Source organism: Candidatus Contendobacter odensis Run_B_J11 (genome assembly GCF_000531125.1).
Lineage (GTDB): Bacteria > Pseudomonadota > Gammaproteobacteria > Competibacterales > Competibacteraceae > Contendibacter > Contendibacter odensensis.
Window position 1 is genome coordinate 25163 of sequence record NZ_CBTK010000028.1, and the last position, 23865, is coordinate 49027.

At 57.7% G+C, this 23865-nt stretch carries 18 protein-coding genes; 12 read left to right on the forward strand and 6 right to left on the reverse strand.

All coding sequences use genetic code 11. The annotated features are described in order from the left end of the window. Positions 1–3: 3 nt before the first annotated feature. The 3 genes from BN874_RS02220 to BN874_RS02230 all read left to right on the forward strand — a co-directional run bounded on the left by BN874_RS02220 (position 4) and on the right by BN874_RS02230 (position 2799). A complete protein-coding gene (locus BN874_RS02220; protein WP_034430581.1) occupies positions 4–447 on the forward strand; it encodes an NUDIX hydrolase in 444 nt (147 codons plus the stop codon). Positions 448–605: 158 nt separating this feature from the next. Beyond that, a complete protein-coding gene (locus BN874_RS02225) occupies positions 606–2303 on the forward strand; it encodes a nitrite/sulfite reductase (RefSeq protein WP_051497321.1) in 1698 nt (565 codons plus the stop codon). Positions 2304–2313: 10 nt separating this feature from the next. Next, the gene (locus tag BN874_RS02230) at positions 2314–2799 is read left to right on the forward strand and encodes a DUF934 domain-containing protein (protein ID WP_034430583.1); all 486 of its coding nucleotides are present in this window, start codon (positions 2314–2316) and stop codon (positions 2797–2799) included. Positions 2800–2841: 42 nt separating this feature from the next. Here the strand turns inward: BN874_RS02230 and BN874_RS02235 are convergent, their stop codons facing one another. The 6 genes from BN874_RS02235 to tagH all read right to left on the reverse strand — a co-directional run bounded on the left by BN874_RS02235 (position 2842) and on the right by tagH (position 12649). Continuing rightward, positions 2842–3657, reverse strand: a complete 816-nt coding sequence (locus BN874_RS02235) for a PP2C family protein-serine/threonine phosphatase (protein WP_034430584.1) — start codon at positions 3655–3657, stop codon at positions 2842–2844. Further along, on the reverse strand, positions 3654–4442 hold the full coding sequence (gene tagF / locus BN874_RS02240) for a type VI secretion system-associated protein TagF (protein ID WP_081756080.1): 789 nt from the start codon (positions 4440–4442) through the stop codon (positions 3654–3656). Before tagF ends, BN874_RS02235 begins: the two co-directional genes overlap by 4 nt. Continuing rightward, the gene (gene tssM / locus BN874_RS02245) at positions 4424–8176 is read right to left on the reverse strand and encodes a type VI secretion system membrane subunit TssM (RefSeq protein ID WP_034430585.1); all 3753 of its coding nucleotides are present in this window, start codon (positions 8174–8176) and stop codon (positions 4424–4426) included. Before tssM ends, tagF begins: the two co-directional genes overlap by 19 nt. A 10-nt stretch (positions 8177–8186) precedes the next feature. Next, positions 8187–9569 carry a DotU family type VI secretion system protein gene (locus BN874_RS02250; protein ID WP_034430586.1) on the reverse strand — a complete coding sequence of 461 codons (1383 nt, stop codon included), beginning with the start codon at positions 9567–9569 and terminating at the stop codon, positions 8187–8189. Positions 9570–9583: 14 nt separating this feature from the next. Then, entirely contained in the window at positions 9584–10936 is a 1353-nt protein-coding gene (tssK, locus tag BN874_RS02255; RefSeq protein WP_034430587.1) for a type VI secretion system baseplate subunit TssK, read from the reverse strand. Between the two features lie 114 nt (positions 10937–11050). Next, positions 11051–12649 (reverse strand): type VI secretion system-associated FHA domain protein TagH, encoded by a 1599-nt coding sequence (tagH, locus tag BN874_RS02260; RefSeq protein WP_034430588.1) that lies wholly within the window; start codon positions 12647–12649, stop codon positions 11051–11053. Positions 12650–12816: 167 nt separating this feature from the next. Between tagH and tssA the strand changes: the two genes are divergently transcribed. The 9 genes from tssA (at position 12817) to tssH (ending at position 23853) form a co-directional block, all read left to right on the forward strand. Further along, complete coding sequence (tssA, locus tag BN874_RS02270; protein WP_034430591.1) at positions 12817–13890, forward strand: type VI secretion system protein TssA; 1074 nt, start codon at positions 12817–12819, stop codon at positions 13888–13890. A gap of 98 nt (positions 13891–13988) precedes the next feature. Beyond that, entirely contained in the window at positions 13989–14513 is a 525-nt protein-coding gene (gene tssB, locus BN874_RS02275) for a type VI secretion system contractile sheath small subunit (RefSeq protein WP_034430632.1), read from the forward strand. 6 nt (positions 14514–14519) lie between these two features. After that, positions 14520–16019 (forward strand): type VI secretion system contractile sheath large subunit, encoded by a 1500-nt coding sequence (gene tssC, locus BN874_RS02280; RefSeq protein WP_034430592.1) that lies wholly within the window; start codon positions 14520–14522, stop codon positions 16017–16019. A gap of 267 nt (positions 16020–16286) precedes the next feature. After that, on the forward strand, positions 16287–16793 hold the full coding sequence (locus BN874_RS02285; RefSeq protein ID WP_034430593.1) for an Hcp family type VI secretion system effector: 507 nt from the start codon (positions 16287–16289) through the stop codon (positions 16791–16793). 98 nt (positions 16794–16891) lie between these two features. Further along, a complete protein-coding gene (locus BN874_RS02290) occupies positions 16892–17704 on the forward strand; it encodes a type VI secretion system accessory protein TagJ (RefSeq protein WP_034430594.1) in 813 nt (270 codons plus the stop codon). Continuing rightward, the gene (gene tssE, locus BN874_RS02295; protein ID WP_034430595.1) at positions 17697–18212 is read left to right on the forward strand and encodes a type VI secretion system baseplate subunit TssE; all 516 of its coding nucleotides are present in this window, start codon (positions 17697–17699) and stop codon (positions 18210–18212) included. Before BN874_RS02290 ends, tssE begins: the two co-directional genes overlap by 8 nt. Further along, a complete protein-coding gene (tssF, locus tag BN874_RS02300; protein WP_034430596.1) occupies positions 18212–20089 on the forward strand; it encodes a type VI secretion system baseplate subunit TssF in 1878 nt (625 codons plus the stop codon). Before tssE ends, tssF begins: the two co-directional genes overlap by 1 nt. Beyond that, positions 20053–21084 (forward strand): type VI secretion system baseplate subunit TssG, encoded by a 1032-nt coding sequence (gene tssG / locus BN874_RS02305; RefSeq protein ID WP_051497323.1) that lies wholly within the window; start codon positions 20053–20055, stop codon positions 21082–21084. Before tssF ends, tssG begins: the two co-directional genes overlap by 37 nt. Before the next feature lie 84 nt (positions 21085–21168). Then, the gene (gene tssH / locus BN874_RS02310; protein WP_034430598.1) at positions 21169–23853 is read left to right on the forward strand and encodes a type VI secretion system ATPase TssH; all 2685 of its coding nucleotides are present in this window, start codon (positions 21169–21171) and stop codon (positions 23851–23853) included. Positions 23854–23865: the final 12 nt, after the last annotated feature.

The following is a 23865-nucleotide window of genomic DNA, read 5'->3' on the forward strand; positions in this document are numbered from 1 at the left end:
TTTATGGATTGGGATGCCCGGTTGACCGTTGCTACCCTCATCGAGCGCGAGGGGCGATTTCTGCTGGTTGAGGAATACGCTGACGGCGAGGAACTGGTCTATAACCAGCCTGCTGGTCATCTGGATGCGCACGAGACGCTGGCGGCGGCAGCTATCCGGGAAACGCTGGAGGAAACCGCTTGGGAAGTGCAGGTGGACGCCATTGTTGGCCTCTACTATTGGACGCATCCCCAGGGTCATACCTACATCCGTACCTGTTTCACCGGCCAAGCCTTGCGCCACCATCCCGATCAACCGCTGGATCACGGGATTGAGCGGGCGTTATGGCTGACTCGGGAGGAGATCGCCGCGCTGGGGCCAAAATTGCGTAGCCCGATGGTGCTGCGCTGTGTGGATGATTATCTGACGGGTCAGCGGTATCCACTGGATTTGTTCAGCTATCTCTGAGGTCAGACGACCGCGCCACTTGATAACAATTTGCTATAAATTTATGGTTAAAAAATTCTTTATTTGCATATAGCCACAATGCTAAGGTTCTAATCGAGTGGCCCGAGGCGGCTTGAGCCAGGGCAGGATGTGTAACCGGACAGCGGGAACCGACGACCATGTACCAATATGACCAGTATGATCAGACGCTTGTGGACGAGCGAGTCGCCCAGTTTCGCGGTCAGGTTCGGCGTTATCTGGCGGGTGAACTGAGCGACGACGAATTTCGTCCGTTGCGGCTGATGAATGGTCTTTACCTCCAGCGCCATGCGCCGATGCTGCGGGTCGCCATTCCCTATGGCCTGTTATCGTCGCGGCAACTGCGGATGTTGGCCCACATTGCCCGCCGCTACGACAAGGATTATGGTCACTTCACTACCCGCCAGAATATTCAGTACAACTGGCCGAAACTGGAAGAAACGCCGGACATCCTCGCCGATCTGGCAACGGTGGAGATGCACGCCATCCAAACCAGCGGCAACTGCATCCGTAACGTCACCGCTGATCATTTGGCGGGAGTGGCCAAGGATGAACTGGAAGATCCGCGCCTCTACTGCGAGATCATTCGCCAGTGGTCCACCTTCCACCCGGAATTTTCCTACCTGCCGCGCAAGTTCAAAATTGCCGTTACCGGTGCGATCCATGATCGGGCTGCGGCTCAAGTCCATGACATCGGCCTGAATCTGATCCGCAACCAGCAGGGCGAGATCGGCTTTCGGGTGCTGGTCGGCGGCGGTTTGGGCCGCACTCCGATTATCGGCCACGTCATCCGTGAGTTCCTGCCCGAGCGTGATTTGCTGTCCTATCTGGAAGCCATTTTGCGGGTCTACAACCAATACGGGCGGCGCGACAATATCTACAAGGCCCGGATCAAAATCCTGGTTAAAGCATTGGGGCCGGCAAAGTTCGGCGCCCAAGTCGAGGCGGAATGGGAACAGATCAAAAATTCCGGCCTGGTGCTGGACGCTGATGAAATCGAGCGGGTACGCTGCTACTTTGCCCCTCCGCCCTATGAGTCGGAGGCTGACCGCGATCTCAGCTTTGGGCAATGGTTAAAGGGCGACAAGGCGTTCGCCGCCTGGGTGCGTCATAATGTGGCTGATCACAAGATAGAAGGCTATCGCAACGTATTTGTGGCGCTTAAGTATCCTGGGGTGCCACCGGGCGACATCAGCGCTGATCAGATGGATGCTGTAGCTGATCTGGCGGATCGTTACAGTTTCAGCCAGATTCGTGCGACCCATCATCAGAACCTGCTGCTGGCTGATGTGCGGCAGGCTGATTTATATCCGCTGTGGCACGCTCTCACCGCGCAGAAACTGGCTGCGCCGGTGATCGGTACCTTGGCCGACATGATCTGCTGCCCCGGTCTGGATTTTTGCAGCTTGGCCAATGCCAGTTCGATTGGTATTGCCCAGCAGATCAATGAGAAATTTGACCGGCTCGACTATCTCTACGATCTCGGTGAAATCCGCCTCAACATGTCCGGTTGCATGAATGCCTGTGGCCATCACCATGTTGGCCACATCGGCATTCTCGGCGTGGATAAGAAAGGCGAAGAGTGGTACCAGATTTCGTTGGGCGGTTCCTCGGAGAACGACGCCACGCTGGGCGATATTCTCGGCCCCTCAGTGCCCAAAACCGAGGTCGCCAACACCCTGGAGCGCATCCTGCGGGTCTATGTCGAGCGGCGTGAGGATGATGAACGGTTCCTTGACACTTTCCGGCGGATTGGTCTCGAACCATTTCGGGCGCGGGTTTATCCCGCTGTGGGAACATCGCCGGCTGTGCTGGAGTTGGAAGCGGATGCCGCTTAGGAGCAGCGCCATGCGACGAATTATCAAGAATCGCCAGATCATCGAGGATTACTGGCAACATCTCACCGACGATGGCGAACTGCCGGCAAATCCGGTAATTGTGTCGTTGGCGCGCTGGAAACAGCAACGATCCGTATTGCTGGAACGGGGCGAGCCGGTCGGAGTCCGGTTGCCGAACACCATTAATCCCGCAGAACTGGCCGAAGATTTGCCAAAACTTGCCGTTGTAGCGCTGGAATTTCCCAAATTTGCCGATGGCCGGGCTTATTCCCAAGCCCGGCTGCTGCGGGAACGCTATGGCTATCGGGGTGAAATCCGGGCAGTGGGCGATGTACTGCGCGATCAGGTGTTTTTCATGGCGCGTGGCGGTTTCGATGTCTTTGAACTGCGCGAAGATCGCAGTCTGGAAGACGCGCTGGAAGCATTCGGTGAATTTAGCGAGAGCTATCAGCCCGCCGCCGACCAGCCGTTGCCGCTGTACCGGCGGGGGCGCTGAGAGCTTAGGTTGGCGCCGCCCCCACTATTGGGGCGGCCTGCGTTATTGCAAGTACCAATCCGGTGGAATCGGGTTAGCGAGCGTTTCGGAACCGGTTTCCTCTACCGGATCCGATCCAGGGTCGCCGATGTTGACAACCACCGTGGTTACGTTGTCACTGGCGTCCCGCATCAAGGCCAGATGAATGAAGGCCTTGACTGCTTCTTGACAGTTATGATCGCTGTGGGCAAGCAGACCGGCGATTTCATCATCGCTGACGGTTTTGTTAAGACCGTCACTGCACAGCAGGTACAGATCGCCCGCTTGCAGCGGATGGATTACCTCATCAATCTGCAACTCTTCTGCCGAACCCACCGCTCGTGTGATCACATTAGCCAGTGGGTGGCGGTGCGCGTCATCGGGCGTGATCAAGCCCTGATCGACCAGTTCCTGGACATGGCTGTGGTCGCGTGTTAACTGCTGAAGCTGCCCATTCCGTAACCGATAGATTCGGCTATCTCCCACCCACAGACAGGCGCACTGGCTTTCATAGGCCAGCAGCACCACCACCGTGCTGCCGATGGTGCGGTGTTGGTAGCGTTCAGCTGATTCCTCGCGCAGTCGCCGGTTCACCTCGCGCAACCGATTCCGCGCTGAATCCAGAAAATCCTCCCAGTTGCTCGGCGGATCTATCTGTTGCAGAGCTTCGACGATCATGCGGCTGGCCACATCGCCGGCCTCGTGCCCGCCCATGCCATCAGCGACGGTCCAAAGACCCAGTTCTGGCATGGCGAGGCAAGCGTCCTCATTGATCGCCCGCACCATGCCGACATGACTACGACCGGCGGATGACCATTGAAAGGTTGTTTTCTGATTCATGCTTGATCCTCCTCGGCAGTGGCTGACTCGCCCGGCAAGTCGGCGATACCGACGAGCGATAGTTCATTCCAACCCCAGTGTTGCCAGTTTCCAGTCAGCAGCGCCACGAAACCGGCCACCGGCGGCATCCCGTCACAAATCAGCAGGCAACGGGTAATCTGCTCGGAACCCTCAGTCCACCATAAACTGGGTTGGGGAAATGCTTTTCTAAGCAAATGATTTGCCAAGATCGGCGATATCGGCGATTCGTCCGACGATTCCGGCAGGGAGCAGCACCAAGTATTGCCCGTCACTGCGCTCGTCGCGGCAAAGCCCACCGCAGGTGGCGCATCCAGGGTCGCCACCTGCTGGCTGAAATCGTCCAAATCCAGTTCATCACGGTCGAGCGCGTCGAGCGCCAGGCGTTCGGCTTGCTGAAACCACGCCGCGCCGGTCGTCGGTAGCGTCAGCAAAGGCTCGTTCAGCGCCAGCGGTGCGATCAGTGCCAGCGGGTAGTAGCGACCTACCCGATCAACGCTGGGCATCAGAATGCCCGCACAGGCCGTCGGTCCGCACACACCGGCACCGAGCGTGAACCGCCAGATCGGGCTGGTGCAGTAGCACTCGCGCCAGGATTCGCCCAACTGGCTGCGGCTTTGGACGATAGCGGCTTGCAGCCAAGCATCCCAAGGTTCCAGAAAGCTCTTGGGCAGATGACGGCCAATGAAATCACCCCGGCTGGGCAGTTTGCCGAAAAATCCGGTCGTCGGCCATGCTGCGCCGGAAGTCACAGTTGTTCCGGGCACTGGAAACCCTCCAGTTCTCGCGGGCGAAAGGGATTAACGCCACCCGAGGTGCGCATCTCGTAAACAGCCTGACGGCCGTTCAACTGAAACGTCACCCGGAATTGCCCGGTAGCCATGGGTTGAACTTGTGCTTGATCGAGAATCTTGAACCAGGCCCAAGGCCCAGTTTCGTTCAGTTGCGTTGGGCTGCCCGCAGTCGGCGGCAAAAACTCGATCCGTGCTTGCCCAGACCCGCCGGTCCATTGCAGATCGGCGACCCGCGCCGTCTGTCCGGCGATGTAGCTTTGGGTTTGGCCGTCCACGCCGATCACGAACTGGCCGACATCGCTGCCGAGTTCGATGGGCGCCAACTGAAAGCGAACCGTGGGTGTTTGGCTGTTGCCGCTGAACAGAGTATCGCGGATCGCAGCGGCGCGTTGAAAAGCCTGCAAGGCCTCGGGCGGGATGCTCTGTTCCGGACCGGTGGGACCGCGCCAGCGCCAGCCGCCCGGCGTGGTCTCTACATAAGGTTGCAGATTCTGCTTAAAGAAGCTGTCCATCAGACCGTTCGGGCCAAAAAAGCGACCAAAAGCGGTGAGGGTGGCGTCCGGTGGGCCGGCTACAGTGCGGCTCACATTAGGACCAGTGCCTTGGCCAACCCATTGAATGGTATTGAGCGGGACATTGCCGCCTGGCGCAGCCCCCGGCGCGCCTCCGCTCCACTGAATGGAACTGCGGACCAGTGGATAGCGGCCCTTCAGATTGTCCTGAAAAAAGGCGGCGACCTGTGCTGATCGCCATTGCGCATTCAGCCGGTCGCGCAGGCTGCGAATCATATCGGAACTGTCCTGGGCCAGCTTGTTCAGCAGGGTATTGAACGGGGGTGGCTTGCGGGCAGCGTCTACCTGAAGCTGATTGACCACCGTTCCAAACTGGTCTTTAAGGGTTTGCGGCACCACGCCGTCAGGACTGGATTCCCGGGCGCGGGCGATAGCATTCATGTGGCCGTAAAGATCATTAAGCGTAGACAGGGTCTTGTCGAAGGGCGGGATAGCCCCTTCGGCGCCGGCGATTTCACGTCCGTATTGAGTCCCAAAGTTCAGCAATCGTGGATCGAGGGTACAGGCTTGGATCGTAGTGCCGGTAGCGACCGCATTGGCATTATTGAGGATGCCTGCAATTTTGTCGGTCAGCGATTTATCGGCAGGGGCAGCTTTACCATCGGGTGGTGGGGGTGGCTTGTCCAGCGCCAGTTCCCGGGTGACGGTTTCGATCAGGGTGCGCAGTGGCGAGGCCGGTGCGGACAGCACTTGCAGGATGTCGAGTGCTGCATCCGGATTGTTGAATTCCTTGATCTTGAGGTCGGTGAGCAGGTCTTGCCACTGCTTCAGATAGTCGTTGAGATACAACCGGCAGACCCCATCGGCGGTTTGTTGCCGGTCCGCCGGATTGCTGGAAATTTGCACCGCCGTTCCCAGAATCCAGCTTTCGTCGGCCAGTTGACCCACCAGCTTCGGACTTTCGTTCAGAAAGAACTGGTAATAGCCGTTATAGGTGTACAGGCCGGGAACGCCGACATTCAGCGGCTGACCACTCTTGCGGTCGAAGACGCGGGGCGTATCCGGGCCGGCAGCGGACGTTAACCCGATGTCCGGAGGAATACCGGCAGTGCGTTGATTTTGCTTGATCCGCTCGTAAATGCGTTGGGAGAGGGGAACCTGATTTAACAGGGTTCGGGTGTTCTGGATCAAGGTACTGTCCAGCGCCAGCGGTGATTGCAACGGCGCCTGCGCCAGCAGCGCATCCAGATGGGCCGATAACTGCTCACGCTGTTCCCGGCTGACCGAGCGAGGTAGATTGGCTTGCCACTCCTGCTCCAGCCAATTCTTAACCGCCTTGGCATCGAAGCGTTCCTGATTATCCATCATCAGATAAATCTTGAGCGTGTCATACAGATAGCCGGGGTTGCCAGTATTTTGCCGCAGTCGTTCTTCCATCCGCAGGATGATGCGAGGCAACAGAGCTTGCAGGAGCAGTCGCTGGTAAATCGCCTGCGCCTCCCCGCCCAGTTTGTCGCCTTGGTACAGGCCGAAACCCATCAGCCAGGGTGCGCCCGCATCGCGGTCGCCGTAGCCGCCGGGAATGACGCGGGCGGAATTGAGCAGCGGAAGTGCGGCGATGGGATCGGTCTGATCGGGTGAGAGCGCCTGAATCTGTTTTTCCACGTCCAGTCGCTGTTTCTCTACCGCACGCACGTACAGTTCGTTACGAGCGTAGCTGGTCAACCACAGGACGGCGGCGGTCACGGTAATGAGCAGGGCAGCGGCATAGGCGCCGCGCTGAATCCAGGCTCGCCAGCGTTCAAACCGCAGATTGGCGCCAGCGATCTCCGCTTCCGGGAAGATGACATCGCGGAGCAACCGAGTGAGGAAGTAACTGCGGCCCTTGCCGGAAAAGGTGCTGAGCGTCTGTCGATGCAAACCGAACGTGGTCGCCAGCGAACTCATCAGCCGGTCAATTGGGGTGCCTTCCTGAGTGCCGCTGGTGAAGTACATGCCTCTCAGCAGCACTCGCTCCTCGTAGCGGCTGGGTCGGAATACTTCTTTGAGGAATTGGTCCGCGAGGGGTTTCAGGGCGCCGAACTGCTGGGGCAGGGTGTAGATCAGGTCGCGCCGCTGTGGGTCACGTTCTTCCTGCAAGCGTTCCACCATCCGGTCGTTTAACCGGCGCTCCAGCAACTCGAATTCGGCGGCAACCCGCTCCACCACCCCTTGGGGATGAGCGAGATCATCCATCGGGAAGGTCGCACCCCAGACCTGCGCTCGTTCTTCCTGGCCTAGATCACTAAAAAACTCGATAAAGCCGGCGATTAGATCGACTTTAGTGAACAGTACATAGATCGGGAAGCGGATGCCGAAATGCTCGTGTAACTCCTGAATGCGTTGCTTGATGGCCAGCGCCTGAGCCGTCCGCTCTTCCTCGGACTGCTGCAACAAATCGGCCAGACTGATCGCAATGAAAGCGCCGTTGATGGGGCGACGCTTGCGGTGCTTCTTGAGCAAATCCAGGAAACCGCGCCATGCCGCCCGATCCACTTCTTCATGGCTGTCCTGAGTGGTGTAGCGTCCAGCGGTATCCAGCAGTACTGCTTCATCGGTAAACCACCAATCGCAGTTGCGGGTGCCGCCCACGCCGCGCACCTTGCCGGCACCCAGTGGGAAGCGCAGGCCGGAGTTGATCAGCGCGGTGGTTTTGCCGGAACCCGGCGGGCCGATGATGATGTACCAGGGCAATTGGTAAAGGTGTTGGGCGCGCCCCGATTTACCACCCAGCCGCGCTTTCTTGAGGGTAACCAGCGCTTCGTCCAACCCCTGCTTAAGGGTGGAAATTTCATCAGCCGAGGCGGTTTCCACTTCCTTCTTCTTTTGTTGCTGATCGCGAGCGGCTTGATCGCCTCCCCCGGCTGCGATTTGTCCCGCTTTGCCGGCTTGTCCAGCCAAACCGGCTTGTCCAGCCAAACCGGCCAGCATGTCGCGGTTGCGGCGCAGCGTGCCGACGTACTCAATAACTCGGTAAAGCGCGAAGGCGCCGCCAACGGTCATGATGGCGACGACACGACCGAGGTTGGTGGCGAGCGGGGTTTGACCAGCGACGGCGATCAGCGGGCCTAGATACCAGATCAATGCCGCGACGGCCAGAATGCCGGTGATACCGATCAGCCAGGGATTTTTGAGAATACTCAGGATTTTTTTCATGGCTCCCCCACTAATTGACCCGCGCCAGCAGAATGATGTCAACGCGCCGGTTCAGTGCGCGATTCTGCGGCGTATCGTTGGGGGCAACCGGCTCGGTATCGGCGCGGCCTTCGCTGGTGAAACGGCTCGGATTGGTGCTGCCGACAGCCAGCATTTGCACCACGCTATCGGCGCGAGCTTTGGACAGATGCCAGTTGGAGGGAAATTGCAGGGTGCGGATCGGGGTGTTGTCGCTGTGACCGGTTACCAGCACCCGGCCCTGCACCGTGTTCAGTTCCTGTCCAATCCGCGCCAGCAGCGGCAGAAACGCTGGTTTTATGTGGGTGCTGCCTGAGTCGAACAGACCGTCGCCACGGATGCGCACCGTGGTCTTGTCAGCTTCCTCAATGACAGCAACCAGCCCCTGCCGGATTTCGGGATCGAGGAATTTACGCAGTTCCTGTGAAAACCGGGTAAGACCGGCGTTGGGTGGCTGGGGTTTGGCAACCGAGGGTTGGACGGCGACGCCGCCGCGCCGAACCATGGCCACGGTTTCGCCACGAAGACTGCTGAGGGAGGTCAGCACTGGATCGGAGGCATTGTTCAACAGCCAGTTAAAGAGCGAGTAGGCGACAAGCAGCAATGCAGCCGCGACTGCGGCCACTACCCACAGCGGCACATAGCGGATCAACGGGTTACGTTGTTTGATCTCGCCGCGCCAATGCGGCGATAGCTCGCGTTCAAATTCGCCGCGGGCGGTACGGATGGCGTTGTAGGCACGCTCCCGCTGTTCGTCCAGCCGGCTGCGGCCATTGTCCAGCATTCGGTAGCGGCCCTGGAAACCAAACGCCAGGCACAGGTACATCAGTTCCAGCAGGTATAGATTCTTGCGCGGGTCGAGGATGATGGAATCCAGCAGTTCAAAAAACTTCTCCCCGCCCCAGGTTTCATTGTGGAAAGTGACCAGCAGACTGTTTTCACTCCACTGGCTGGCCCGGCCCCACGGGGTATTCAGCACCACTTCATCGAGCGTGGTGCAAAGTACATAACGGGCACGGAATACCGTTTTCTCGTCAAGGCCCCGGTCACGGGCGGTGGCCGTGAACACCTTGATCTCTTCGATCATTTGTTGGCGTAGTCGCTCGGGATCGGGGTGCGAAGAGGTGTTCTTCAGGCGGGTGATCAAACTGAGTAGCGGCGCAGCGGCAGCTTCCAGCGGATTCAGGCCGACCTCGGACGGCATCAGGGCCGCTTCAGTCGGCGGCGGCGTACCTGTCGGACGAGGCAGCGGCGCTGTTGGTGCTGGCGGTGCCGCCAGCGGGCTGCCTGAACGGCGACCGCCCGGCATGGGCCGGATAATCGTGCGCTCACCTTCATCCCCATCGGTGGTGGCAAACGGATCGTCTATGGTCAAGGTTCGCTACTCGGTTACTCTTTGATAGCCCAGAATGCCATTTCCAAATCCGGGAACTCGCCGCCCACATGGAACGCGAAGCCACCCGAGTTGAGCATCTGTTTCCAGAACTCGCTGCTGCGGTCAAGCCGGAAATAGATGAAATCAGACTGATACGGAATTTCTCGGGGCGCTACCGGCAGGGCACTGACGCCAATACCCGGCAGATGGTGATTGACGAACTGGGCGATACGTTCCACCGGGCCGATTTTGACTTGGGTCGGGAAGCGGGCGCGCAGCAGGTCCATCGCCATGTCGGCGTGTACTGCCAGGATAAAGGTGGCCTTGGCGAGCAGCGGGCGCTCGCGGTCGGTGATGATCGCCACCCGGATGCCGTACTGGCGTTCCTCGATAGGAATCCGGATCGCGGCTTGCTCTTCAACCAGACTGAGCGAGCGCCGTAGCTCGGTGATCAGCGCGCCAAAGGTCTTCTGCAAATCGTCGTGATCATAAGCTGGAAACATCGGCGGACGGCGTTTGACCTTGCCGGTGAAAGTCGCCATCTCGCCGGCCAGTTGCAAGGCGATCTGGTAGAACGCTTCTGGATGCAAGCCCTGCATGGTTGCCAGATGGGCGAACAGTGGTTCAAAACGATTGACGGTTTGCAACCGCAGGAACTGGGCAATGTCTACCCCAGCGCCGCGCCCGGCACCCCCACCGGCTACCCGTTCGGCCAGAGCGTCGCCGCGCTGGTGCAACAGCCCCAGTATTTCGGTGACAAAGCCGTTTAGCGTCGGCACGTTGCGACAGTCCAGGCACGGTGGCAAATACTCTCCATCCAGCACCACCCGCTGATCAGGCTGCTTTTCCAGCACCCGGGCGATCCCGATGCAGGTGTAGTCACCCAAATCCTTGGTATCGAGCAACAGGCGCAATCGAGGCTCGCCGATTTCGACGAAGGCGCTGTTATTGGCGGTGTCGACGTTATTGTCACGCACTTCGCGAGCTACCGCCCGATAACGGGTAGTAGTGTCCTGTTGCTCGCCGCGCTCCACATCCGCCATGCCGGTTCGCCGCAGCGGCAAGGCCAGCATGATCCGAGTGCCGCGTACATCGGCCTCGATATCAATTGCCGCAGGAGGCGGATCGCGGTCGGGAATATCGAAGGGGGTGCCATCGGGCAGCAGACCCCGAGCGGTAGTGAGGGCGATCTTGCCCAGCGCCAGCGCTTCCCGATCCAGAGTCAGTTCCGCCATACCCCAATCGTAAGGACGCAGCACGCTACAGGATTGCCGAATGAAGGCTTCCAGATAGCGATCCTGCTGCTGAAAATGCTGGGGACGCAGGAACATCCCTTCAGACCACACGACCTTGCTGTACCAACTCATTGCAGTGTTGCTCGTCTCATTATGTGTCTTGGATTGGGAAGATGGGGCTTTGCTTCTAAAGCCTAGCATCCAAACCGTAGAACGGTAGTCAATGCAGGATCAGAGCCATGAGACCTAGCGCAGATGCAGCCGTTCTTGGTAGGCACGGGCAAATTCGTTGCCGAACAGTTCATTGAAATCTTCCTCGGCTTCATGGGCAATGGCTCGATATTCGGCGGTGAACAAATCCCAGTATTTGGCTTTGCGATTGGCCGGCAGAATACTGTCGAACACGGTTTGTTGCAGGCGAGTTTCCAGGTTGCTGGGAGCGAACCGTTCGAGCAGGCGGCTTAAGGCGGCCTGAATCCCGGCCATGACCGCCAGTTGATGGGCCTTGATATCATTGAACCCCTCATGCACTGCTTGAACCGGAGACATATAGGCGTCCTTGCGCCGGATCAGCAGCAGGGTCATCACCTCTTCCGGGCTGAGCGGCGGCTGGCCCGGCGGTGTCTTGAGCGGGTTGTTTTCTATCGGTCCAATATTGGTGCGATCCAGGCGGAATTCACCCTTGACATCACCGCGCGCCAATAGAATTTCCATCATTCCCTGCACCGTTTCGCGGAAAATCGCGCCGAGATTGGCCATAATTTCGGGTAGCTGCTCGTCGGACAAGCGTGCGTGTGGCAGACCGGCACCTTCCAGAAAGGCGCGCAGCAGAACTTTGGCTTCGAGTCCGACCGGCTGTTCCGGGAGGGGCGATGGTATCGGAGGCGCTGGCATTACCGACGGCACGGCTTTGGCAGGCTCCTCAACCGGCGGCAATGAGGTCGGTAATGGCGGAACGGTCGGGCGTGGTGGCGCGGGTGGCGGCGGCTTTAGCGGCGGCGCGGTGACCGGTTGGACGGCAGCGGCGGACACCGGTGGGGTCATCCACCAATCTTCGGGAATGGCCGGTTCGGATTCCGATTCGGCGGCTCCAGCCGAAAGCGCACTTGCGCTGGAATCTTCGGCGGTGCGATCGAACGAAATATCGGGCGCAGTCGGCGCCTGTGGAGGGGGTTGTACCACAGGTGCTGGAGTCGGGATCGCCGTGATCGGTTCGATGGGCGGAGTCGGGATTTCGGGCAGCAGCGCAGGTGGTTCGAAAAAGGCACGATCCGGCGCCATGAGATCGGAGGGGGGCTCAGTGGCGATAGCGTTGGCGGGCGGTAGCTCGGAGAGGCCCAGATCATCGTGATTTTCGGCCAGAAGATCAGTGAAAGAAGGCTTGTCCAGTTCTACTGGCCCCCCCCCGAGACTGACCACGCCCATTACAGGGAGCGCCGGCGCGGCTGGAGTGGGGATATTCGAAGTCCACACTACATCAGTGGTGGGTCCTTCCTGCTCGATTTCATCCAATTCCGCAGCCGTAGGGATCAAGGTAGCCGCGATTTCGTACTCACCGAGGACGAAACGATCACCGTCCTGGAGCCTGACCATTTCGCCTCGACCGATGCGTTGTTCGGAATCGTTCAGGTAGACCCCGTTGGTACTGGTGTCGGTGAGGAAGTAGCCGCCATCCTGATGATGGACGGTGCAATGCTTACCCGACAGGATGCGTTCCGGGTCTTGCAGGATCCAGTCGCTTTGCGCGGCGCGACCGATGCTGATGGAACCACGGTCGAGTATCTGGGTAGTTTCCTGGCCAGGAGAGAGTCGCTGGTAGCTGGTGATAGTCAATTTCAGGGGCATGACGCAGTTTCCGTTGGCAGGGGTGCCGCTTCGACCGCCCCGAGCGGAATTCATCGAAATGGATCGCATGGATTACTATTATTCAGTCTATACCGACCGTGTAATTGCGCCAAGCCAGACTATACTTGACTGGAAAACTCAGGATCATGACGAGGCATGCGACCGCTATGAGTGCGATTGAAATTGAGCAATTTTTGAGCCAGATCTCCGCTGCCGAGCCGTGCGGCGAGAATCTTGAGTACGACCCGGTGTTCGTGGAGATGGAGAAACTGGCGCAGGGAACGCCGGAGCGCCAGTACGGTAACACCATTATTCCTGCGGAACCTCCCAACTGGGGCGGTATCAAGAAAATGGCACTGGGATTGCTGTCCCGCACCAAGGATTTGCGGGTGGCGGTCTATCTGACGAGAGCGCTACTGTATACCGATGGGTTGGAAGGCTTTCGTGATGGACTGGTGCTGTTGCGGGGGTTGATTGAACAGTTCTGGGATGAGGTGCATCCCAAACTCGACCCCGATGATGGTTATGATTCAACCTTGAGAGTGAATATTGTTGAAGTTCTGATTGACCCCGAAGAGACCTTGCGCAGTCTTAAGGAATGGCCGCTGGTGGTTTCGCGGGTCGCCGGGCGCTTCAGTTATCGTGACATTCAGATTGCCGCCGGCGAATTGAAACCGATTGTCGCTAAAGATGACAAAACGCCATTACCTGAGCAGGCGATGATTGATAGCGCTTTTCAGGATGTTGATCTGATGGAATTAAAAGGGACTGCGGATGCACTGGCCGGTATCAAGGAAAATACACAGATGATTGAGGCGCTGATTACGGAGCGGGTCGGTATCACCCAATCTGCTAATCTGGAACTTCTGCGAAAATTGGCTCAGGACATGTATTCGGTAGTGGCAGGCTGGTTGTCACGGCGGGGTTATGTTGAACCCACAGTTGAAACCGCGATGACCGACGATGCCGAAACTGCTGGCGCCGTTGATGCCACTGGAGTACCAAGGGAATCCAGACTGGTGGTGGGCGAACTTAATAGTCGTGAAGAAGTCATCCGTGCCATTGACAAGATGTGCGAGTATTTTAGTCGTTACGAGCCTTCGAGTCCGGTGCCGTTTTTGCTGAAACGGGCCAGGCGCTTAATGTCCAAGGACTTCATGGAAGTATTGCGGGATCTGGCTCCAGGAGGCACTGACCACGCGAAAGTGATTCTGGGCCTGGATGAAACATCAGCGGGTTGAAAATAGCAGATGGGATTGGGGTTGACATAGGGTTGCGGGATTCTCACGGTTCCCGCTCAATATCGTTGCTTTCATGTATGGGTTAAAGGGGTATGACCATGGCAATGAGCAGTCAGAAGTTTATCGCCCGCAACCGGGCGCCGCGCGTTCAGATTGAATATGATGTAGAGGTGTATGGCGCACAGAAAAAAGTGCAACTACCTTTTGTAATGGGCGTAATGGCGGATCTGTCGGGAAAACCGACTGAACCGTTGCCCGCAGTGATTGATCGCAAGTTCCTGGAGATTGATGTTGACAATTTCGACAGTCGGCTGAAGTCGATGAAACCACGGGCGGCGTTTCGGATTCCGAACACCTTGACCGGCGAAGGCGAATTAAGCGTGGACTTGACCTTTGAGAGCATGGATGATTTCTCGCCGGCTGCGATTGCCAAGAAGGTGGATTCGCTAAACCAGTTGTTGCAAGCGCGTCAGCATCTCTCGAATCTGATGACGTATATGGATGGTAAAACCGGCGCTGAGGAACTCATCGCCAAGGTTCTGAGCGATCCGACGTTGTTGCAAGCATTGGCTTCGGCTCCGAAGCCACAAGATGCCTCTGCCCCCACTGCCCCACAGGAGTAATGCGCCATGGCTGATCCGATGACCGCTGCCGAGGTTCAACCCGAGGCGGCTACACTGGAAGTCAGTGAGTTTTCCTCGCTGCTGCAACGCGAGTTCAAGCCCAAGAGTGATCAAGCTAAAGATGCCGTTGAAAGCGCAGTACGGACTTTAGCGGAACAGGCGCTGAGCAATACCGCCGTCATTTCTCATGATGTGCTCAAATCCATTGAGGCGATGATTGCGGCAATTGACCGTAAGCTGACCGAGCAAGTCAACCTGATTCTGCATCATCCCGAATTTCAGCAGTTGGAGAGCGCTTGGCGCGGGTTGCACTATCTCGTTAACAACACTGAAACTGACGAGATGCTCAAGATTCGGGTCATCAATGTTTCCAAGAAGGAATTGCACAAAACGCTGAAGAAGTTCAAAGGCACTGCTTGGGATCAAAGCCCATTTTTCAAAAAGCTTTACGAGGAGGAGTACGGACAGTTTGGCGGCGAACCGTTCGGTTGTCTGGTGGGGGATTACCACTTCGATCATAGTCCGACCGATGTTGAATTATTGAAAGAGATGTCGCAAATCTCTGCGGCTGCCCACTGTCCGTTCATCGCCGGTGCAGCGCCTACGGTGATGCAAATGGATTCCTGGCAGGAGCTGGCCAATCCCCGTGATCTCACCAAAATCTTCCAGACCCCGGAATACGCGGCGTGGCGGTCGCTGCGTGAATCAGAAGATTCACGCTATATCGGTTTAGCGATGCCAAGATTCCTGGCGCGGCGCCCTTACGGGTCTAAATCTGATCCAGTCGAAGACTTCGATTTTGAAGAAGATACCGAAGGTGCCGATCACAGCAAGTACACCTGGGCTAATTCTGCTTATGCCATGGCGGTCAATATCAACACGGCGTTTAAGCTGTATGGCTGGTGTACCCGGATTCGCGGTATCGAATCTGGCGGTGCGGTAGAAAATCTGCCGACCCACACCTTCCCGACCGACGATGGCGGCGTGGATATGAAATGTCCGACCGAAATCGCCATTAGCGACCGGCGTGAGGCCGAACTGGCTAAAAACGGTTTTATGCCGCTGATTCATAAGAAAAACTCGGACTTTGCCGCGTTCATCGGGGCGCAGTCATTGCAAAAACCAGCCGAGTATGAGGATCCCGACGCTACGTCAAATGCCAATCTGTCAGCTCGTCTGCCCTATCTGTTTGCCACTTGTCGCTTTGCGCATTACCTGAAGTGCATGGTTCGTGACAAGATTGGCTCGTTCAAGGAGCGCGAAGATATGCAGCGGTGGCTGCAGAAGTGGATCATCCAGTACGTCGATGGTTCGCCAGAGCATTCCAGCGAGCTGGTCAAAGCCAAGAAGCCGCTGGCCGCCGCCGAGGTGCGGGTGGAAGAGGTTGAGGGCAATCCCGGCTACTACACGTCCAAGTTTTTCCTGCGCCCGCATTATCAGTTGGAGGGCTTAACCGTATCGCTGCGCCTGGTTTCCAAGCTGCCTTCGGTGAAGGGCAGCGGTTGAGTTACCGCGAATCGGGTCAAACTGGTAGGCCAGCTTGCCAGTTTGACCCGATTTAATGAACCGGTCAGTGCGGCTAATTCTTTCGTTGATTAAGAAATAAAATCAATAAAATCAATTTGATATATTTTTTGGCATGGATGATGCTTTGAAGTCAGGCAACTGGGTTCGAGGTGATGGTGAATCCGGTTGCAGTCCAAGCAGCGAGTATCGCGGCTGGTTTGACCAAAACCCTTGTTTTTTTGAACTTAACCACTGTGGAGAGCAATCATGGCTTTTGATACCTTTTTGAAACTGGAAGGCCCTAATGTCGCCGGCGAATCAACCGACTCGACGCATGCGGGTGAATTCGAGATTTACAGCTTCAGCTTTGGCGCCAGTAACCCGGTGACCATCGGTTCAGGATCGACCGGATCGTCCGGCGGCAAAGTGTCGGTATCCAGCTTCAATATCATGAAGAAGACCGATAAGGCTTCGCCGATTCTGTTCAGCATGTGCGCTAAGGGCGAGCACTTTGATAAGGCTACGGTCACCCTGCGCAAAGCGGGTGGTGCAGGTGGGCAGCAGGAATATCTGATCTACACCTTCGAAAAGGTATTCGTCGAGAGCATCCAGTGGTCCGGTTCGACCGGCGGCGACGATACGCCGACCGAAAGCATGTCGCTGGCTTTTGGCACCTTCTCAATCTCCTACAGCCCGCAGAAGGCCGAGGATGGTTCGCTGGATGCCGCAGTGGTGGCGGGTTGGGATTTGACCACCAACACCGAAAAGGCCTAATCGGCGTGGCTTGCCGTCTGACTTAGGCGTGTTCGATAGCCCGGTGGGCTTTGCCCATCGGGCATTTCGCTTGATTCCGTAAAGATGGAGTGGTTCTCATGGCAGTCGCAGACATTCTGCGTGACCGCGCCCTGCGCCAGGCTCTGGAGCAACTGCAACAGCAGGTGCGTAAACAGCCTGCTGACCTCAAGCACCGGATTTTTCTGTTTCAGCTTTATTGCGTACTGGGAGATTGGCAGAAAGCCCTGAATCAGCTCAACGTACTGCGTGAGCTGGATGCTGAAACCTTGCCGATGGCACAAACCTATCAGGAAGCCATTCAGTGCGAAGCGCTGCGCAAGCAAGTGTTTGCTGGAGCGCGCGCCCCGCTGTTTTTCGGCGAACCGGAAACCTGGTTGGCGCTGATGCTGGAAGCGCTCAAGCTCACCGCCCAGAACGAGTACGGTAAAGCCGAGGATTTGCGTGCGCAGGCGCTAGACCAAGCTCCGGTTACCAGCGGTTGCATTAACGATCTGCCCTTTACCTGGCTGATGGATGCTGATCCGCGACTGGGGCCGATGCTGGAAGCTATTATCAACGGCCGTTATTACTGGATTCCGTTGCATCGCATTCGGGTGATCGAATTTGAACCGCCCTCTGATTTGCGTGATCTGGTTTGGTTGCCCGCCAATTTTACCTGGGCCAACGGCGGCCAGAATGTCGGTTTGGTTCCGGTTCGTTATCCCGGCTCGGAACTCTCCGAGGACGATGCCATTCGCATGGCCAGTAAAACTGACTGGCAAAAATGTTCTGACGTGACTCAGTTGGGTCTGGGACAGCGGCTATTGGCCACCGATGTGGATGATTACGCTCTGTTGGATGTGCGCAAGATCACGCTGGATGCGCCTGCTACCGAGGTTAGCGATGGCTGAACTGACCCAGAAGGATCGCTTGCAACCTTCGCTGCTGGATCGACTGACTGATGAGGAGCCGGATAAGCTTCAGGAATCGCGTGAAAAACGGGTTTTATCCATGGGTCGACTGCGCGAATGCGTGTTGCGCGACTTGGCGTGGCTACTCAATTCGGCGCGACTGCCCACGAGCCAGGACATTGAGCGCTATCCGTTTGCGGCCCGTTCCGTGATCAATTTCGGATTGCCGCCTCTATCGGGAAGCATCGTTCATAATCTCGATATTAAGGATCTGGAAAACATATTGTGCCAGGCGATCCGGGATTTTGAACCGCGTATTCTCAGAAATACGGTCAAGGTTCACGCCATTCTGGCTCCAGATCAAATGAGCCACAATACATTGACTTTCGAGATTAGCGGCGACTTATGGGCGCAGCCGTTACCGCTGCAGCTTTATCTGAAAACCGAGATTGACCTGGAAAGTGGTCAGGTCAAAATTGAGGAAGCCGGACATTCGAGTGTGCATTGATGGATCCGCACCTGCTCCAGTATTACAACCGGGAATTGCAACATCTGCGCGAAATGGGCGGAGAGTTCGCCCGTGAGTTTCCAAAGATCGCCGGTCGGCTGGGTCTTGACGGTTTCGACTGCGCTGATCCGTATGTCGAGCGCCTGCTGGAAGGCTTCAGCTTCCTGGCGGCGCGAGTACAACTCAAAATTGATGCTGAATTCCCGCGCTTCACCCAACATCTGCTGGAAATTATCTATCCGCATTACCTGGCGCCAACGCCTTCAATGGCCGTCGTCCGCTTTGATCCGGATCCCACCGAAAGCACTCTTGAACAGGGTTTTGTCATTCCCCGGGGCAATGAGTTGTATAGCGTGTTGGGTAAAGGCGAGCGCACCGCTTGCGAATACCGCACCGCGCATCCAGTAACCCTGTGGCCGGTGGAAATCACCGAGGCTCAGTATTTTGCCGGCAAAGAACCGGTGGCATTGCTCAACCTGCCTGATTTGCAGAAAGTCCGGGCCGGTATCCGTTTGCGGTTGCGCACCACGCTGCCCGGTCTCCCGTTTAGTAAATTGGCGCTGGATCGATTGCCGCTATACTTGCACGGCAGTGATGCGCTACCCATGCGTTTGTACGAACAGATGCTGGCAAACACCGTCATGCTGGTGGTGCGTCCTAGTCAGCGTCCGGCACCCTGGCATGAAGTGGTGGATAGCCGCTGGATTCAGCGACTGGGCTTTGAGGAAGAGCAGGCGCTGTTATCGTATGTGCCGCCTTCGTTCCAGGGTTACCGCTTGTTGCACGAGTATTTTGCGTTGCCGCAACGCTATCTGTTTGTGGAGCTGGGTGGACTGGGGCCGGCGATTCGTCGCTGTGTGAGCAATGAGCTGGAAATTCTCATTCTGTTCAACCGGGCTGATCTGGCGTTGGAAAATACCGTAGCCGCTGCGAACTTCGCCTTATTCTGCACCCCGGCGATTAATCTGTTTCCCAAACGCGCTGACCGGATTCACCTGAGCGATCAGGTCGTTGAACATCATATCTTGCCGGATCGCACCCGACCGATGGATTTTGAGGTTTATCAGATCGCTGGTGTGACCGGAATCGGTGCCGAGGGTGAGGAGCAGGAATTCCTGCCTTTTTATGCCAGCCACGACCGGCTGAGCCAGCGCGACCCGCGATCGTTCTACACCGTGCATCGATTGCCGCGCCTGTTGTCCAGCTCGCAGCGGCGCACTGGCCCGCGCTCAAGCTATATCGGCAGCGAAACCTATCTGGCGCTGGTGGATACCGATGAAGCGCCTTATCGGGGTGATTTGAAGCAGTTGGCAGTGACCACCTTATGCACCAACCGCGACCTGCCGCTCCACATGCCAGTCGGTCGTGGCGACACCGATTTCACCTTGGCTTCCGGGGCGCCAGTTCGCGCCGTGCGCTGCCTGGCCGGACCCACCAAGCCACGCCCTTCTCATGCGCATGGCGATACCGCTTGGCGGTTGATCAGTCATCTAACGCTGAATTATCTGTCGCTCGCCGATAGCGACGCCCGCCAGGGAGCGGTTGCGTTGCGGGAATTGCTGGCGCTGTACGGTGATCTGGCTGAGGCGTCGATCCGCAAGCAGATCGATGGAGTGCATTCCATTCAGTCAATCCCCGTCACCCGCCGCGCCCCGATTCCGGGGCCGATTGCCTTCGCCCGTGGTCTGGAAGTGACGGTGACGCTGGATGAAGCCGCGTTCGAGGGCGAAGGCATCTTCCTGTTAGGAGCGGTGCTGGAGCGGTTTTTCACCAAGTACGCCTCTATCAACTCCTTTACCGAAACGGTCGTCCGATCGACCGAACGCGGTGAGATCATGCGATGGCCAGCCCGGATCGGACGTCGGCACACCCTGTAGCCTTGTTCGAGGCGCTGCGGCGTGAGCCGTATGCGTTTCATGTTTTCCAGGCGCTGCGGCGACTGGAGTGCTTCTATCGGGATCGACCCCGGCTGGGCCAGTCCATCCGGCTGGTGGATGACCCGATCCGGCTGGCGCAGCAACCGTCCATGGTGTTCGCGCCCTCTACCCTGGAGGCGTTTGAACCTGGCGACGGTGAACGACCGGCGCGGCTGTACCAATACTTCCTGGGATTGTTCGGACCCAACGGGCCGTTGCCGCTACATCTGACCGAATACGTCCGCGACCGCACCCGCAATGTCGGCGATCACACCTTTGCCGGCTTCGCCGACCTGTTTCATCACCGGATGCTGTGCCTGTTTTACCGGGGCTGGGCCAGTGCGCAACCAACGGTCAGTTTCGACCGTCCGGAAACGGACCGCTTTAAGGTCTATATCGGTGCGCCGTTTGGGATGGGGATGCCGGCGTTGTGGAATCGGGATGCGGTGCCGGATCTGTCCAAGTTTCATTATGCCGGTCGGCTGGTGAACCAGACCCGTAATCCCGAAGGGCTGCGGGCGATTCTGGCGGATTTTTTCAAGCTGCCGGCTGATATTGAATCCTTCGTCGGTCACTGGTTGCCGCTGGACGAAAAAAGTCGTTGCCGGTTGGGCGAAATCCCGGCTACCGGTCTGCTTGGCATGACGGCAGTGATTGGCGAGCGGGTGTGGGACTGTCAGTACAAGTTCCGCATCACCATCGGGCCGATGCCGCTGGCGGAATTCCAGCGCTTCCTGCCTGGCAGTGACAGTCTGCGACGGTTGGTCGCTTGGGTCCGCAATTATGTTGGCGATGAACTGCTGTGGGATTTCAACCCAATCCTTAAAAAGGAAGAAGTGCCGCCGCTGGTGCTGGGCGAGGGTACGCGGCTCGGCTGGACCACCTGGCTGACCAGCCAGCCGCTGGCACAGGATGCCGACGATTTGAAACTGGATGCTGTTACTTACTGTAGCTGAGGAGCGAGGAATGCGGCGTGACCGGATTCCCCGAAGCGCGCCCGCCGCATTTCTCACGCCTTACCGCTCATGGAGTTCAAGTTTATGACCGAAATCAGTCGCGTTGCCCTGTTCGGGAAGTTGAACAGTCTGGGCTACAAAGCCATCGAAAGCGCCACCGTATTCTGCAAGCTGCGGGGCAATCCCTATGTTGAGCCGGTGCATTGGCTGCACCAGATTCTGCAATTACCGGATTCGGATTTGCACCGGGCCATCCAGCATTTCAACCTGAATCCGTCCCGCATCGCCAAGGATTTCACCGAGGCGCTGGATCGGTTGCCACGCGGCGCGACTTCGATTTCCGATCTGTCCGCCCATGTGGACGCGGCGGTTAGAGAAGGTTGGGTGTATGCCACGTTGCTGTTCAACGATTCGCAAGTGCGTACCGGTTATCTGCTGGTCGGCATGTTAAAGACCCCGGATTTGCGTAACGCGCTGCTCGCAATCTCCCGCGAATTTGAGAAGGTCAAGCTGGATGCCTTAACTGAACAGTTCAGCGCGATTGTCGGCGGTTCGCTGGAAAGTGGCTTGCGCGCCAGCGATGGTTCCCAGGTCGGCGGCGGCGCGGTGCCGGGTGAGGCCAGCGAGGCTATGGCTCCGCCGCAAATGGGCAAGCAGGAGGCGTTACAGCGCTTTTCGGTGGATCTGACCGAGCGGGCGCGCAAAGGCGAACTCGATCCCATCGTCGGACGCGACGAGGAAATCCGCCAGATCGTGGATATTCTGATGCGTCGCCGCCAGAACAATCCGATCCTGACTGGCGAGGCCGGCGTGGGCAAAACGGCGGTGGTGGAAGGTTTCGCCCAGCGGATCGCATCCGGCGATGTGCCGCCGCCGTTGAAAGAGGTCACGTTGCGAGTGCTGGATGTGGGGTTGTTGCAGGCAGGCGCCAGTATGAAGGGCGAGTTTGAGAACCGGCTACGGCAAGTGATTGATGAAGTTCAATCCTCGCCCAAGCCGATCATCCTGTTTATTGACGAGGCGCATACCCTGGTCGGCGCAGGCGGCGCGGCGGGCACTGGCGATGCCGCCAACCTGCTCAAGCCGGCGCTGGCGCGTGGCAAGTTGCGCACCATCGCCGCGACCACCTGGGCCGAGTATAAAAAGCATATCGAGAAAGATCCGGCGCTGACCCGCCGGTTCCAGGTGGTACAGGTTGGCGAGCCGAGCGAAGAAAAAACCATTCTGATGATGCGCGGCATGGCCTCGACCATGGAAAAGCATCATCGGGTGCAGATTCTTGACGAAGCGTTGGAGGCGGCGGTCAAATTGTCGCACCGCTATATCCCGGCCCGCCAGTTGCCAGATAAAGCGGTCAGCTTGCTCGATACCGCCAGCGCCCGCGTTGCGATCAGCCTGCATGCAGTGCCCGCCCAAGTAGATGATAGCCGTCGCCGTATCGAGGGTTTGAACGTCGAGTTGGAAATTATCGGGCGCGAAGCGGCAGTCGGGATGGATACCGCACAGCGTCAAGCCGACGCCAGCGAAAAATTGCAGGCCGAGCAGGCGCGGTTGGCGGAACTGGACGAGCGTTGGCAGCAGGAGAAAACGCTGGTCGATCAGGTGCTGGAATTGCGCGCCAAGCTGCGCGGCGATGGCGGCAAGGTAGATGCATCGGCAACAGTTGAACCCGATCCACAGCGGCAAAACTGGCTGACCGAGTTAAAGACGCTGCAAACGCAATTGCACGAGTTACAGGGTGAGAAGCCGCTGATTCTGCCCGATGTGGATGCTCAAGCGGTTGCATCGGTGGTGGCCGACTGGACCGGAATTCCGGTCGGGCGCATGGTCAAGAACGAAATCGAGACGGTGCTGAAGCTGGCCGACAACCTGGAACAGCGCATCATCGGTCAGCGTCACGCGCTGGAGATGATCGCCAAGCGCATTCAGACTTCCCGCGCCGGGCTGGATAATCCGAACAAGCCGATTGGCGTCTTCATGCTGGCCGGCACCTCTGGCGTTGGCAAGACCGAAACCGCGCTGGCGCTGGCGGAAACACTCTATGGCGGCGAACAGAACGTCATTACCATCAATATGAGTGAATATCAGGAAGCGCACACAGTTTCGACGCTGAAAGGCGCGCCGCCCGGTTATGTCGGTTACGGCGAGGGCGGGGTGCTGACCGAAGCGGTGCGCCGTCGGCCTTATAGCGTGGTGCTGCTGGACGAAGTGGAGAAAGCCCACCCGGACGTACATGAAATTTTCTTCCAGGTTTTTGACAAGGGCTGGATGGAAGACGGTGAAGGTCGGGTGATTGATTTCAAGAATACCCTGATTTTGCTCACGACTAATGCTGGCACCGATCTGATTACGGGTCTGTGCAAGGATCCGGATTTGATGCCCGATCCCGATGGCATTGCCAAAGCGTTGCGCGAGCCGTTACTGAAAGTATTTCCGCCAGCGCTACTCGGTCGTTTGGTAGTGATTCCCTACTACCCGCTCAGCGATGACATGATTGGCGCGATTGCGCGGTTGCAATTAGGCCGCATCGCCAAACGCATCCGGGAAACCCGCAAAATCCCATTCAGCTATGATGATGAGGTGATTAAGCTGATTACCAGTCGTTGCACCGAATTGGAGAGTGGCGGACGGATGATTGACGCGATTCTGACCAATACCGTGTTACCCAAGATCAGCGAGGAATTTCTGGTGCGGATGGTCGAAGGCAAGCCGATTGAGCGGGTGCATGTGAATGTGCAGGATAGCGAATTTGCTTATCAGTTTGAATAGCCACCTTTGCTA

Bases quoted from the DNA above. Each gene is read 5' to 3' on its own strand.
- tssC (WP_034430592.1), top strand. From the start codon at position 14,520: ATGGCTGATCCGATGACCGCTGCCGAGGTTCAACCCGAGGCGGCTACA.
- BN874_RS02285 (WP_034430593.1), top strand. From the start codon at position 16,287: ATGGCTTTTGATACCTTTTTGAAACTGGAAGGCCCTAATGTCGCCGGC.
- BN874_RS02225 (WP_051497321.1), top strand. From the start codon at position 606: ATGTACCAATATGACCAGTATGATCAGACGCTTGTGGACGAGCGAGTC.
- tssM (WP_034430585.1), bottom strand. From the start codon at position 8,176: ATGAAAAAAATCCTGAGTATTCTCAAAAATCCCTGGCTGATCGGTATC.
- tssA (WP_034430591.1), top strand. From the start codon at position 12,817: ATGAGTGCGATTGAAATTGAGCAATTTTTGAGCCAGATCTCCGCTGCC.
- tssB (WP_034430632.1), top strand. From the start codon at position 13,989: ATGGCAATGAGCAGTCAGAAGTTTATCGCCCGCAACCGGGCGCCGCGC.
- tagH (WP_034430588.1), bottom strand. From the start codon at position 12,649: ATGCCCCTGAAATTGACTATCACCAGCTACCAGCGACTCTCTCCTGGC.
- tssK (WP_034430587.1), bottom strand. From the start codon at position 10,936: ATGAGTTGGTACAGCAAGGTCGTGTGGTCTGAAGGGATGTTCCTGCGT.
- tssG (WP_051497323.1), top strand. From the start codon at position 20,053: ATGGCCAGCCCGGATCGGACGTCGGCACACCCTGTAGCCTTGTTCGAG.
- tssF (WP_034430596.1), top strand. From the start codon at position 18,212: ATGGATCCGCACCTGCTCCAGTATTACAACCGGGAATTGCAACATCTG.
- BN874_RS02235 (WP_034430584.1), bottom strand. From the start codon at position 3,657: ATGAATCAGAAAACAACCTTTCAATGGTCATCCGCCGGTCGTAGTCAT.
- BN874_RS02220 (WP_034430581.1), top strand. From the start codon at position 4: ATGGATTGGGATGCCCGGTTGACCGTTGCTACCCTCATCGAGCGCGAG.
- tssH (WP_034430598.1), top strand. From the start codon at position 21,169: ATGACCGAAATCAGTCGCGTTGCCCTGTTCGGGAAGTTGAACAGTCTG.
- BN874_RS02230 (WP_034430583.1), top strand. From the start codon at position 2,314: ATGCGACGAATTATCAAGAATCGCCAGATCATCGAGGATTACTGGCAA.
- BN874_RS02290 (WP_034430594.1), top strand. From the start codon at position 16,892: ATGGCAGTCGCAGACATTCTGCGTGACCGCGCCCTGCGCCAGGCTCTG.
- tssE (WP_034430595.1), top strand. From the start codon at position 17,697: ATGGCTGAACTGACCCAGAAGGATCGCTTGCAACCTTCGCTGCTGGAT.